At 69.6% G+C, this 13,375-nt stretch carries 11 protein-coding genes; 1 reads left to right on the top strand and 10 read right to left on the bottom strand.

Translation table 11 applies throughout. The annotated features are described in order from the left end of the window. Positions 1–4: 4 nt before the first annotated feature. The 7 genes from scpB to C8J24_RS10870 all read right to left on the bottom strand — a co-directional run bounded on the left by scpB (position 5) and on the right by C8J24_RS10870 (position 7,613). Complete coding sequence (scpB, locus tag C8J24_RS10900) at positions 5–616, bottom strand: SMC-Scp complex subunit ScpB (RefSeq protein ID WP_107932290.1); 612 nt, start codon at positions 614–616, stop codon at positions 5–7. Beyond that, complete coding sequence (locus C8J24_RS10895; RefSeq protein WP_244180623.1) at positions 613–1,371, bottom strand: segregation and condensation protein A; 759 nt, start codon at positions 1,369–1,371, stop codon at positions 613–615. The genes scpB and C8J24_RS10895 overlap by 4 nt, the downstream gene beginning before the upstream one ends. 43 nt (positions 1,372–1,414) lie before the next feature. Next, positions 1,415–2,437: a glycoside hydrolase family 3 N-terminal domain-containing protein gene (locus C8J24_RS10890; RefSeq protein WP_107932288.1), complete on the bottom strand. Its 1,023-nt coding sequence runs from the start codon at positions 2,435–2,437 to the stop codon at positions 1,415–1,417. A 59-nt stretch (positions 2,438–2,496) separates the two neighbouring features. Then, positions 2,497–3,222, bottom strand: coding sequence for an SPOR domain-containing protein (locus C8J24_RS10885; protein WP_107045989.1), 726 nt, complete (start codon positions 3,220–3,222; stop codon positions 2,497–2,499). After that, positions 3,222–4,946, bottom strand: a complete 1,725-nt coding sequence (gene argS, locus C8J24_RS10880; protein WP_107932286.1) for an arginine--tRNA ligase — start codon at positions 4,944–4,946, stop codon at positions 3,222–3,224. Before argS ends, C8J24_RS10885 begins: the two co-directional genes overlap by 1 nt. A gap of 78 nt (positions 4,947–5,024) precedes the next feature. Beyond that, a complete protein-coding gene (locus C8J24_RS10875; RefSeq protein WP_107932284.1) occupies positions 5,025–6,179 on the bottom strand; it encodes a DUF1501 domain-containing protein in 1,155 nt (384 codons plus the stop codon). 3 nt (positions 6,180–6,182) lie between these two features. Beyond that, entirely contained in the window at positions 6,183–7,613 is a 1,431-nt protein-coding gene (locus C8J24_RS10870; RefSeq protein ID WP_208620948.1) for a DUF1800 domain-containing protein, read from the bottom strand. Positions 7,614–7,819: 206 nt separating this feature from the next. On the opposite strand from C8J24_RS10870, the gene C8J24_RS10865 reads away from it, so the two are divergent. Next, positions 7,820–8,113, top strand: a complete 294-nt coding sequence (locus C8J24_RS10865; RefSeq protein ID WP_031394322.1) for a hypothetical protein — start codon at positions 7,820–7,822, stop codon at positions 8,111–8,113. 58 nt (positions 8,114–8,171) lie between these two features. On the opposite strand, the gene C8J24_RS10860 is transcribed toward C8J24_RS10865, so the two are convergent. The 3 genes from C8J24_RS10860 to ftsZ all read right to left on the bottom strand — a co-directional run bounded on the left by C8J24_RS10860 (position 8,172) and on the right by ftsZ (position 13,289). Beyond that, a complete protein-coding gene (locus C8J24_RS10860; protein ID WP_107932282.1) occupies positions 8,172–9,338 on the bottom strand; it encodes a deoxyguanosinetriphosphate triphosphohydrolase in 1,167 nt (388 codons plus the stop codon). Next, positions 9,335–11,569 (bottom strand): SPOR domain-containing protein, encoded by a 2,235-nt coding sequence (locus tag C8J24_RS10855; protein WP_107932280.1) that lies wholly within the window; start codon positions 11,567–11,569, stop codon positions 9,335–9,337. The genes C8J24_RS10860 and C8J24_RS10855 overlap by 4 nt, the downstream gene beginning before the upstream one ends. A 112-nt stretch (positions 11,570–11,681) precedes the next feature. Next, positions 11,682–13,289 carry a cell division protein FtsZ gene (gene ftsZ / locus C8J24_RS10850; protein ID WP_107932278.1) on the bottom strand — a complete coding sequence of 536 codons (1,608 nt, stop codon included), beginning with the start codon at positions 13,287–13,289 and terminating at the stop codon, positions 11,682–11,684. Positions 13,290–13,375: the final 86 nt, after the last annotated feature.

Here is a 13,375-nt window from a genome sequence, read left to right as displayed (position 1 = left end):
CTATCTAGGCGTCATCGTCACGCTTTGCCACAGTGCTTTCGTGGCTGCCGCGATCTGTACGGTCCTCGACGTCGACATCGACCGGATCGAGCAGCCCCGCAGCACGCAGATCGTCGATCCCCGGCAGGTCGCGCCGGGTCTTCAGCCCGAAATGCACCAGGAACGCGGCGGTCGTGGCATACAGCAAGGGTCGCCCCGGGACCTCGCGCCGCCCCGCGGGCCGGACCCAGTCCGCCTCCATCAGCACGTCGAGCACGCCCTTGGAGATCTGCACGCCGCGGATCGCCTCGATCTCGGCGCGGGTGACGGGCTCGTGATAGGCGATGATCGCCAGCGTCTCGATCCCCGCTCTGCTCAGCCGCCGTGGCTCTTCGGATTCGCGACGCAGCACATGGGCAAGATCGGGCGCGGTCTGGAACTGCCAGCGATCACCGCGACGGACGATCCCGAAGCCGCGGCCGACATAGTCCTCGACCAGCACCTCGATCGCGGCGCGGACGTCGCGCGCCGTCGCGATCGCCCCGACATGCGCGCGGATCGCATCGAGCGTCAGCGGCGCGTCGGCGGCGAACAGCACCGCCTCGACCGCGCGGACGAGCGCATCGGGCCGCGTCATGCCGGCGTGGCGCGCAGATAGAGCGGGGCAAAGGGCGCCGCCTGCCGCAGCTCGACGCGCCCCTGCCGCGCCAGTTCGAGCGCTGCGACGAAACTTGACGCCAGGGCCGACCGACGAAACCGCTCCGCGCCGGGCACGACCGCGGACGCAGGCAGGAACGCCTCGACCCTGCTCCAGTCGAGCCGCTCGCCGACCATCATCGACACGCGCTCGAGCGCCGCCTCCAGCGTCATGACCGCGCGGTCCACCACCACGTGCATCACCGGCCGGGTGCGCCCCGATACACGCCCATAGGCCGCGATCAGGTCGAAGATCTCCGCCGTCCAGACCGCCTTGCGGACGGTCCGCAGCCCCTCGGGTGCGCCGCGCACGAAGACGTCGCGCCCCGTCCTGTCGCACGCCATCAACCGCGCCCCCGCTTCGCGCATCGCATCGAGCCGCTCGAGCCGGTGCTGGAGACGCCGTGCTAGGTCATCCGGATCGGGCTCGACCGACGGGTCTCGGGGCAACAGCAATGCCGACTTCAGATAGGCCAGCCACGCCGCCATCACGAGATAATCCGCGGCGAGTTCGAGTTTGAGCGTGTGCGCATCATCGACATAGGCGAGATATTGCTCGACCAGCGACAGGATCGAGATCGTCCGCAGATCGACCCGCTGCGCCCGCGCGAGCGACAGCAGCAGGTCGAGCGGTCCCTCCCATCCATCCAGATCCAGCGTCAGCTGTGCATCGTCCATCCGCGCTGCGTACAGCATCCGCGCATCCGTCGCAGCCCGCTCGTGCCGTCGCGCGAGGCGATCAGTCTCCGGCCGGGTCGTGCATGGCCCGGTCCAGCAGCGCATCCCGGGTCGCGATCAGATCGTCGAACCGTCCCTGTGCAGGGCCCACCGACGCCATCGCGCGATCGAGACGGGCGCGCGCCACCGCGGAGATCGGACCCAACCGGCCGGCAATCTCGACCATCTCGTCCATGCGCGCCCAGCAGTCGAGGACCAGATCACATCCTGCCGCGATCGCGCCGGCTGCCTTGTCGCCCGCGGTGCCCGACAGCGCCTTCATGTCGATGTCGTCCGTCATCAGCAGCCCGTCGAAGCCGATGCGGTCGCGGATGATCCGGTCGATGACGATTGGCGACAGCGTCGCCGGGCGATCCGCGTCCCACGCGTCGAAGACGATATGCGACGTCATGCCCATCGGCGCCTGGTTGAGCGTCCGGAAGGGTTCGAGATCGACCTCGAGCTCGGCATCGGTGGCGGTGACGGTGGGCAGGTGATGATGCGTATCGACGCGCGCGCGGCCATGGCCGGGCATGTGCTTGACGACACCGACGACCCCGCCCGCGGCCAGCCCCTCCAGCGTGGCACGCCCGAGCGCTGCGACGCGCATCGGATCAGACCCGAACGCGCGCGAGGCGACCGCCTCGGTCGTGTCGGGTTGTGCGACGTCGAGCAGCGGCAGGCAGTCGACCGTGATCCCGACTTCGCTCAGCATCAGCCCGAGCGCCTGGGCATTCGCCCGCGCCGCCTGGATCGCGGTCATCGGCGCGCGGTCATAGGCCGCGTCAAACACCGGTCCGGCGGGAAAGCTCGGCCATTCGGGCGGCCCCATCCGGGCGACGCGCCCGCCCTCCTGATCGATCAGGATCGCCAGGTCGTCGCGCCCCGCCAGCGCACGGAGCGACTCCGTCAGCGCGCGCAGCTGGGCACGATCGACGACGTTGCGTTTGAACAGGATATATCCGGCCGGTACGCACTCGGCAAAGAATGCGCGTTCCTGGGGGGTGAGCACGGGGCCGGACAGGCCGAAGATGACGGGCTTCATGCGCCTCGCCTAGCGAACCGCCCCTGCGTCGTCACGTTCAACCTGTCGCAGCGCGTCGATCAGCTGGCGACGAAGCAGGTTTCACCGGCGACGCGCAACCGTCCGCAGATATCGGCGGCCTGGTTCGCGCTGCCCGCATCGACGCGCAACCGGTACAGCGTGTTGCCACCGCGTGCGACCGGCTCGACGAACTTGTTCAGCGGCGCGAGATAGCTGAAGCGCTTGGCGAAGTTGGTCCATGCCGAATTGGCCACCGCCGCGCTCGGAAACGCGCCGAGCTGGACGAGCGATCCACTCGCGACGGGGCCCGCCGCTGCCGGCCGCGCTTGAAGCGGGGGTGCCGCGACCAGCCGGCCACCCGATGCGGGCACCTGCGCCACCGCGTTGCGGCCGGCGGGATCGTCCGCCCCCGTCGACGTCGCCACCGCACGGCGTCCGGCGACCGGCGCCTCGGGCACGCCCGTCAGGTCGATCGCACCATTGCCCGCGCCCTTGCCCGCGCTGGTCGCGATCGCGCTGTCGCCCTCGCCATTGACCTTCAGACCGCCGACCGCATCGGGCTTGACCTTGTACGGCGTCGCCGGCGCGGCGATCAGCTGGCCGTCGCCCGACGGCACGCGGTTCTGCAGCGTGTAGACCCCGAAGATGATCGCCGCGAGCAGACCCAGCCCCAGCACGACCAGCGCGACGACACGCGCGATCGGCGGGCCGTCACGATCGTCCGACTCGATCGTCTCCAGCCAGGGCAGTCGATCTTCCTCGCGCAGGTTCATCTCGTCGGCCATCAGTTCAACTCCGAAACCGCCTCGACGCCCATGATGGCAAGGCCGTTGCGGATGATCTGCCCGATTGCGTCCGCCAAGAAAAGCCGTGCAGCGGTGGCGCCGGGATCCTCGACCACCAGGAAGCGCCGCTCGGGCCGATCGTTGCCGACATTCCACAGCGCATGGAACGCTGCGGCCAAGTCGTAGAGATAGAACGCGATCCGGTGCGGCTCGCGCGCCGTAGCGGCGGTTTCGACGATCCGCGGGAACTGGCTGGCGAGCTTCATCAGCGCGAGCTCGTCCGTATCAAGCCGGGACAGGTCCGCCTCGATCGCGGCGATTCCCGCCTCGTCCGCGCGCCGGTGCAGCGACGCGATCCGTGCATGCGCATATTGGACGTAGAAGACCGGATTGTCCTTCGACGCCTCGACCACCTTGGCGAAGTCGAAGTCCATCTGCGCGTCCGACCGCCGCGTCAGCATCGTGAAGCGCACGACATCCTTGCCGACCTCGTTCACGACATCGGCCAGCGTGACGAAATTGCCCGACCGCTTCGACATCTTCACCGGCTCGCCATTGCGCAGCAGCCGGACCATCTGGACCAGCTTCACGTCGAACCGCGTCTTGCCGCCGGTCAGCGCGGCCACACCCGCGACGATCCGCTTGACCGTGCCACCGTGATCCGCGCCCCAGATGTCGATCAGCTGGTCGGCGGTCTGGCTCTTCTGGAAATGATAGGCGAGGTCGGCACCGAAATAGGTCCAGGACCCGTTCGACTTCTTGATCGGCCGATCCTGGTCGTCGCCGAACTGCGTCGAGCGGAACAGCGGCAGTTCGACCGGCTCCCAGTCGTCCGCCATCTCGCCCTTGGGCGCCTCGAGCACGCCGTCATAGACCAGATCGCGCGACCGCAACTCGGCCTCCGCGGCCTCGGGCTTGCCGAGCGCCTGCAGTTCCGCCTCGGAGGAGAACACCTCATGCTCGATCCCGAGCAGCGCGAGATCGGCGCGGATCATCACCATCATCGCCGCGACCGCGCGCGTCCGGAACGTCGCCAGCCAGTCGCTTTCGGGCGCATCCACGAACCGATCGCCATATTCGCTCGCCAGCGCCTGCCCGATCGGCACCAGGTAATCGCCGGGATACAGGCCCTCGGGGATCGTCACCGTCTCGCCCAGCGCCTCGCGGTACCGCAGGTGAACCGAGCGCGCGAGCACATCGACCTGGCCGCCGGCATCATTGACATAATATTCGCGGATCACCCGGTGCCCGGCAAATTCGAGCAGGCTGGCCAGCGCGTCGCCGACCACTGCGCCCCGGCAATGCCCCATGTGCATCGGTCCGGTCGGGTTCGCCGACACATATTCGATGTTGACGGTGATCCCGTCGCCCAGCGTCGAGCGCCCGTAATTGGCGCCTGCGACCGGCACCGCGGCCAGCTCGCCGCGCCAGGCATCGTCGGTCAGCTTCATGTTGATGAAGCCCGGTCCCGCCACGCTCGCGCTGTCGACGGACTCGATCTTGCCGAGTTCGACGACCAGCGCATCCGCCAGCACGCGCGGGTTGGTCTTGGCGGGCTTGGCCAGCACCATCGCCGCGTTGGTCGCGAGATCGCCGTGGCTTGCATCGCGCGGCGGCTCGACGGTCACGTTCTTGCGGTCGAGCCCGGCCGGCAACAATCCCGCCTCGGTCAGCGTGTCGAGCGCCGCATCGATATGCGCGGCGAAGCGGGTATAGAGCGTCATGACAATTCCGGTATCGTAAGGAAGCGGGGGCTCTAGCCCAAAGCAGGGCCGGGCTCAATTCATCCCGCACCGGCCCGGTCAGGTGCGGACCAGCCCCTCGATCGCCAGGGTCCGGGCGCTGGCCGGAAACAGCGTCGCCATCGCGAGCCCGGGCTCGACGCCGAAATGCGCCGCGACCGCACCGCCGATGAACGCGTCGAGCGCCATGGTCGGTCTGAGGTCGCGCCCGTCGTAGAGCGCCCCTGCCCCCAGCCCCGGCCAGTCGGCGATCACGCGTCCGCCCGCGACCCCGCCGCCCAGCACCATCGCCGACGCGCCCGTCCCGTGATCGGTGCCGCCGGTCCCGTTGACCGCGACGGTCCGCCCGAACTCGGTCGCGACCAGCACCATCGTCTCCGCCCACAGCGGCCCGAGCCCCGTCTGCAACGCGCCGATCATCGCATCGAGGCCCTTGAGCTGTGCGGCGAGGCGCCCGCGCTGGCCGGCATGCGTGTCCCAGCCTCCGGTCTCAATCATCGCGATGCGGGCGCCGTTCGCCGGCGCGATCAAGCGCGCGGCGAGCGTGCCCGTCGCTGCCGCGTTCTGGCCGTTCGCCTGCGCGAGATCGTTGGTCAGGCTCCGCGTCGCCATCGCCTCGCTCCACAGGCCGTGGAGCTGCGCGTCGCCCTGATACAGCATCGCGACGCGCTGGAGCAGGTCGTCGGACGCATCGGGCAGGTTCGACGGCGCATAGGAGGCGACCTCCCGCCGGCCGCGCAGCGCCATCGGCACGGTCGCGGCGACCGCGATGCCGCGCGCCGAATCGGCGGGCAGCAGGTCGAGCAGGCGATTGAGCCAGCCGTCCTTGACCTGATAGGCGGTGGCGCCGCCCGTCTCGAGGACATTCTGACCATCGAAATGCGATCGGTCGCGATAGGGGGACGCGATCGCATGCGCGAACACCGCCTCCTTGCGCGCATAGAGGCCAGCGGTCGTCGCAAGCGCGGGATGCAACGCGAACAGGCCGTCGAGCCTGGTGCCGGACGCGAAGTCGACCGCGAGATCGCCGCGGACGCCCGCGAAGGCCGGGTCGCCGATCGCACCGATCGTCCCCAGCCCGTCGGCCGCGCCACGCTGGATGATGAAGACGAACCGCTTCGCGGTGGCGGCGCGGGCAAAGGCCATGCGCGGCGCAAAGGCGCCGGCGACGCCGCCGAGCATGGCGGAGGTGATGAAGTGACGACGGTCGAGCATGGCTTATCTCCGCATCGATTCGGGTGCGACGAGCAGCAGCGCGAGCGCCTGCCCGGGGCTTTCGGCGCGCGCCAGCGCCTCGGTCGTGGCGGCGCTCACTGATCCGGGGAACAGCGTCGCCGCCAGTCTGCGGGCATCGATCGCCCCGCCCGCGCGCGACGCGAACCGCTCCGCCGCCTCGACCCGGCGCATCACCGCATCCGGCCCCGCCCAGCTCGCGGCGATATCGTCATAGCCGGCCGGCTGTCCGGGCTTCCACACCGGCTGGCCAAGCTGCGTCAGCAGACCGGCGATCGCGCCCGGCTGGACGGTCGTCATGCCCAGCGCGCGCATCGCCGCGATCGACCATTCCCAGGGCGTCTTGAATTTCACCGGCGTCTCGATCCAGGCCTCGGGCGATGCGATCAGCGCGCGGTACACGCTTGGCAGGTCGCCGCCGGTCTCCAGGAACACCGCCCGCAAACGCGCGACCATTGCGGGCGGCGGCACGTCACCGGCGAAATGCCGGGCGAGCTTGGTCGCGACATGCGTCGCGGTCGCCGGGTTCACCGCGAGGTCGCGGAGTACCGCTCGCGCCTGATCCTCGCCATCCTCCGCATAACGTTTGCCGAGCACGGTTCGCACGCCGGGTTCGTGGACCGCCGCCGCGAACCGGAACCGCCCCGCCGGGCCCTGATCCCGCCCGCCGCCACGTCCCAGGCCCGCCACCGTCCACCCCGTCATCGCTCGAGCGAGTTCGGTGACGTCGCCCTGGCCATAGCCGGTGCGCACCCCCAGTGTGTGCAGCTCGAGGATTTCGCGGGCGAGGTTTTCGTTCAGCCCGACCTTGCGCCCGCCCCGCGCCGCGACCCGCATGCCGAGTGCGCTGCTCGGGCCGACCGATACCGCCTGGTCGAGATAGAGCAGCATCGCCGGGTGCCGTTCGACCGCCGCCAGCATGTCACCGAACCGGCCCAGCACGTGCGGCCGGATTGCCTCGAACTCGAGCGTCCCCGCCAGCCCGACCACCGTCAGCCGGTCGGCCGACACCGCAAAGTGATTCGCCCAGAAATGCACGAGCCGCTCGACGAACGGGGTCTGCGTGGTGAGCGCGGCGATCGCGCGGGCGGCGACCGCAGCACCGTAATCCTCTCGCGCCTGCTTCCCCATCGCCTGTCGTGCGGCCCGCACCGCGTCGCTCCGCACCGGCGGTGTCGCCGGCGCGGTGCGGATGGCATCCGGTGGCGGTGCGGCCGCGCGAGCTGCCCGCTGTGCTTGCTGATAACTGGCGAGATCGGTTGCAACGCGCGCGCTGTCAGGGGCGGCGGCAATCGCCGGCGGGCGGATCGCAAACGCCGGCATCTGCGCCGATAGCCAGTCCCTGCCGTGACCGACCACGTCGTCGGGTCGCGCACCAATTCCGAACCGGTTCAATGCGATGCTCGCCTGCGTCATCCGTCATCTCCTGCGGTCTGGTCCTAGGCCGGGAGTGTCGCAGGATTATGCCAATCGCGGCGCCGACGGTTTCCGTGCACGCCGTGCAAGTGCGACGGACTCCTTTGCAATTGCTGCTTATGCTGCACCGCAATATCTTCAGGGCATCAAAGCTGGGTGACCACCCGATTGCGCCCGGTACGATCTTTCACTGCGGAGCACATATCATGCGCAAGACCGTATACATCCTCGCCGCCGCGGCGGCCGCCCTCACCTCGACGATCGGCATGGCCAAGGAAGCCAAGCAGTCCTTCGAGTATGAAGGCAGCACCTATGTCTACACCAGCAGCGTCGAGAACGGCCGCCAGGTCATCAACGGCCGCCGATTCCCGTCGGGCCAGGCGTTTCACCTGATCGTGCGCGGCGACCGCGTGTCGGGTACGGCGGGCGGCGTGCCGGTCGCCTTCGCGACGACCGAAGCATCGGGCGCGGCTGGCGGTATCGCCGCCGTCGCACGCTAAGACACTGGCGGCTCAGCCGATTTCGCGCGGACATTGATCCCGCGAAATCGGCCGGGCTTCAGAACCCCTCGGGCAGATCGATCGGCCCGACCAGTTCGCGGTAGCGCGAGATGGCATAGCGATCGGTCATGCCGGCGATGAAGTCGGCGATGTGCCGGCTGCGATCCGGATCCGCCTCGGGCAGGCGGTCGCGCCATTCTTCGGGGATCGTGCCGGGATCGTCGCGATAGATCGCGAACAGCCCGGTCACGATCCCGTGTGCGGCATCCGCCGCGGCGATCTGGCGCGGATGATGATACAGGTTCGCGTACATGAACCGCTTCAGATCGCGCTCTTCCTCGCGCATCGCATCGGAAAATCCGACAAGGCATTCGCCCGCGTCGCGCACGTCCTCGACGCTGGTGACGCCGCTCGCCGCGATCCGGCGACGCGTTTCGGCGATCAGGTCGTTGGCCATCGTGCCGATCTGCGAGCGCACCAGTTCACCCATCAGTCGCTTCGGCTCGACATCGGGGAAGCGCGCGCAGGTATCGTCCCAGCCGCGCGCGATCAGCGGGACCGCCATCAACTGATCGAGCGTCAGCAATCCTGCGCGCAGCCCGTCGTCAATGTCGTGATTGTCATAGGCGATGTCGTCGGCGATCGCCGCGACCTGTGCCTCGAGCGACGAGAAGCTCGTGAGCGCAAGATCGAACGCCGAATCCGCCACGCGCAGCGCCCAGCCGGGGTGGCGGACCGGGCCGTTATGCTTGGCCAGCCCTTCGAGCGTTTCCCAGGTCAGGTTCAGCCCGTTCCATCGCGGATAGGGGCGCTCGATCTCTGTAAGCGTGCGCAGCGTGTGGCCATTATGGTCGAACCCGCCCTGCCCGGTCAGCGCGATCTTCAGCGCATCCTCGCCGGCATGTCCGAATGGCGGGTGGCCAATGTCATGCGCCAGGCACAGCGCCTCGGTCAGATCCTCGTTGAGCGCGAGCGTGCGGGCGACCGCACGGCCGATCTGCGCGACCTCGAGACTATGGGTCAGCCTGACGCGGAAATGATCGCCGTCGGGCGCCATGAAGACCTGCGTCTTGTGGCGCAGGCGGCGGAAGCTGATCGAGTGGATGATCCGGTCGCGATCACGCTGGAACGCGTCACGCGGGCCGCGGACGGTCCCGTTCTGTTCCTCGTAAAGCCGACCCTTGCTCCGCGCTGGGTCCGAAGCCCAGGGCGCACGCGCGCTCACTTGGCGGGCAACTTCGTGACGACCTGACCGGCATCACTGGTGAAGGAGAAGGTCGAGACCCCCTCCTTGGCGAGCGCATTGACGAAGGTCCGCGCCTCCGCGGCGGTCTTGAACGGCCCCGCCAGCACGCGGTTCGTCGCGCCCCACGGCGCCGTCCAGCCGCCGCGCGTTCCGACAACGGTCGGTGCCTTCGCCTTCACGCCCTTCCAAGCCTTGGGCAGGTCACCCTCGGTCGCGCCGGTCGACACCTGGACCCAGATGCGCTCGGGGTTGGCGCGCGCGATCCGCTTCTCTTCTGCCGCTGCCTTGTCGGCGATCGCCTTCTTCTCGGCGGCGGCCTTCTTCTCGGCGGCGAGCTTCTTGTCGGCGATCGCCTTGCGGTCGGCGATCTTCTTGTCCGCCGCCAGCTTCGCGCGTGCCGCCTTCGTATCCGCGAGCCGGGTCGCAGCCAGCGCCTCCGCCTCGGCTGCGGTATCGCGCTCCGCCTTGGCCTTGGCGTCGGCGAGGGCGCGTGCGCCGGCGTCGTCGCCCGCACCGACCCCGGAAGGACTCGCCGGCACCACGGGTGCAGCCCGAGCGATCGGCGCGACACCGAGTTCGGATGCCGGGATCGACAGCCCGGCAATGATCCGTGCGAGGATCGAATCCTCGCTGACGGGGATGGTCCGCCCGGTCGCAGCAGGCGTGGCGGCGACCGCGACCTGCGTTGGGGTCGACCCGATGCCGGGCGCGACGGCGGCGGGCGTCGCCGGAACCGTTGTAGCGGCAACACCCGCCGCCGCTGGCGTGGTCGGGACAGCCGACGACACCGGGGCCGTCGTGGTGCGCGGGATTACCGGCGGCGTCGTTCCAGCCGTCGTCGCCGGAGCGGTCGGCAGCGCCGCCATTTGCGCGACGATCGCGGAGGGCAGCGCACCGGGCGTATCGGGCGCGCGGGCCGGCGAAGACGCGGCCACGCTCGCCTGCGAGACCCGGTTCGCGTCCGCCGCCGCAGCCGACGTCGTCCGGGCCGGCAAGGGCTGGACGAAGGTCGATGTCGGCGTGGACAGTGACGGGGACGGTACGGGCGTCGTCGCGGCCGCAGGACCGGTCGGCCGCTGGACCGGCTGCGCCGATGCCAGCACCACCGGCGGCTTGGGTAGCGGCTGGACCATGACCATCGGCGCGGACGCCTGCACGGTTGCAGTCGGCCGGACGGGCGTTGGCGTTGGCGCCGGGGTCGGCGTGGGCGTGGGCGTGGGCGTGGGCGTGGGCGTGGGCGTGGGCGTGGGCGTGGGCGTCACAGCAGCGACTTCGACGCGGCCCGACCGTGCGGTCTTGTCGCGGCGGGCGGCCGATCGATCAGCGGCTGCCTTCGCACGGCCCGTCGGCTGAGGTGCTGGCTGCGGCTCGGCCGCCGCGAGCATCACCGGCGCGGTCGGATCTGCACCCAGTTGCGGCAGGACGGGCGTCATCCGCGCATCGGCGATCCGTTGCGGAGTCGCATGCACTTCGCCGAAATGCACCGCAAAGGCGCGGTCTGCAGGCGCAAGCAATGGCAGACGCTGGAAAAAGGGCTGCAGACCGCGGGCCGCAGCCCCGGGCATCATCGTCGTGACGATCGTCTCGGCGCCGCGCACGTCATTGTTCATCGCCAGGATGAACGCACGCGCACGCCACGCCCCGCGGTCCTTCTTGAGGACCAGCGGGTCGAGCTGCTGCAGTGCCAGATCACGCTTGCCGGATATGCCGAGCGACAGGGCGTAACGCCGGACGGTTTCGTCATCGGGGGCATCGCGCAACGCGACACGATAGTCGCGCTGCGCCCGGTCCTGTTCGCCGATCAGGTCATAGGCCAGCCCGCGATCCGCGGCATAATAGCGCGGCTGGAGCCCGAACGCCTCGGCCTGCGCGAAATAGCGGAGCGCCTCGCCCGGTCGCTCGGAGCGGACCAGGATAGAGGCCATGCCGGCCTTCACCCGGCCGTTGCGCGGATCGACCTTCTCGGCGCGCGCGAACAGCGCCGCGGCACCGCTCAGATCACCGAGCCCGATGGACAGATCCCCCGCGCGGACCAGTGCATCGACGTTGCGGGGGTTTGACGCAAGTTGCCGCATCGTATCGCCGAGACGATCCGCGTCGGTCGTTCCGGGCAGGGGCTGGACGACTTCCTGCGCCCGCGCGCCGCTCGGGGCGGTGACCAGAACCAGCGCGAGCGCGGCGGTCAGGAGATGATGGGTCGGGAAGATCATGGGTGCCCGTAGCTAGACCCGAGCGCGCGGGAACGGGCAACATGCCGCAGCACGCTACGCGCCAGGACGGGGCGCGCCGGCGACGAACCGGCGCGCCCCTTTGTGCAGGCCGTTACTGGTTGTTCTGGCGGTGCAGGAAGCGCGGAATGTCGAGCGGATCGGTTGGAGCCGCCTCGCCGTCTTCCTTGGCCGCGCCGCGCGCCGCATTCGACATGCGCTCGAACAGCGTACCACCGAGCTTGACGCGCGGCGTCGCCGGCGTGGCGGCTTCGGGCGCAGCTTCCGCACCCGGAGCGAGCCAGCGACGGCGTGCACCACCCTCGTCCGCAGCCGGCATCGGCGCCGGGGCCGCGGGCGTGGGAGCGGCATAACGATCGTCCGCGTAGGAGCGCGGCGGAGCCTGATAGGCAGGCGCCTGGGGCGTGCGCGCGGTCGGCTGCGGTGCCGGCTGAGCCTGGACCGGCGGCTGCACCGGGGCGGGTGCGGGCGCCGCCTGGGTCGGCGCAGGGGCATAGGACTGCGGTGCGGCCGGTGCGGCGGGGACCATCTTGTCCTGGCCCAGGACGAGTTCCTCGTCGGTGGTGCCGGACTGTACCGCGTCCGCGCTCGACAGGTCGAGCGGCTCGTCGCCCGTGCCAGTCGTGCCGGTCGGTGCCGCGGGCTCGCTCGGACGGAACGACGTCGATTCGTCGTTCTTGCGGCCCATGCCGAAGCTGAACGAGCGCGTCGGCTCGGGCGCGACGGCGGGCTTGGCGTCCGCATCGATCCCGGTCGCGACGACCGAGACGCGGATCTTGCCCTCGAGCTCCTGGTTGAACGCCGAACCCCAGATGATGTTGGCATCGGGATCGACCAGGTCGCGGATGTGATTCGCGGCTTCGTCGACCTCGAGCAGGCGCATGTCGTCGCCACCGGTGATCGAGATGATCACGCCCTTGGCACCCTGCATGCTGACGCCGTCGAGCAGCGGGTTCGAGATCGCCTTCTGCGCAGCCTCGAGCGCGCGGTTGTCGCCGCTCGCCTCGCCGGTGCCCATCATCGCCTTGCCCATTTCCTGCATCACCGAACGGACGTCGGCGAAATCGAGGTTGATGAGGCCAGGCATGACCATCAGGTCGGTGATGCTGCGGACGCCCTGCTGGAGGACCTCGTCCGCCATCGAGAACGCTTCCTTGAAGGTCGTGTTCGCATTGGCGATCAGGAACAGATTCTGGTTCGGAATGACGATCAGCGTGTCGACGTACTTCTGCAGTTCCTCGATGCCGCCATCGGCCGACTTGGCGCGACGATTGCCCTCGAACGCGAACGGCTTGGTAACCACGCCGACGGTCAGGATGCCCATGTCGCGCGCCGCCTTGGCGATGACCGGGGCAGCACCCGTGCCGGTGCCGCCGCCCATGCCAGCGGTGATGAAGCACATGTGCGCGCCTTCGAGCATCTTGGCGAGCTGGTCGATCGTCTCCTCGGCGGCCGCGCGGCCGATCTCGGGACGGCTGCCGGCACCGAGGCCCTGCGTGATCTTGGTGCCCAGCTGAATCCGCTGCGGCGCGGTCGACTGCTTGAGCGCCTGCGCGTCGGTATTGGCGACGAGGAAGTCGACGCCCTGGACGTCGGCCCTCATCATGTTCGCGATCGCGTTACCGCCCGCGCCACCGACCCCGATCACCGCGATGCGGGGGGCCAGCTCGTCCACTTCGGGACTCAGAAATTCGATGCTCATCGCCTGCTTCTCCGCCCATCCCGGTGATACGCTACGGCCGGGCCCCTGATTAACCTGTGTGCACCAACGCTACCGGCTGTTCCAGC

Source organism: Sphingomonas aerolata, from assembly GCF_003046295.1.
Lineage (GTDB): Bacteria > Pseudomonadota > Alphaproteobacteria > Sphingomonadales > Sphingomonadaceae > Sphingomonas > Sphingomonas aerolata.
This window is presented reverse-complemented; position numbering and strand designations above follow the sequence as displayed.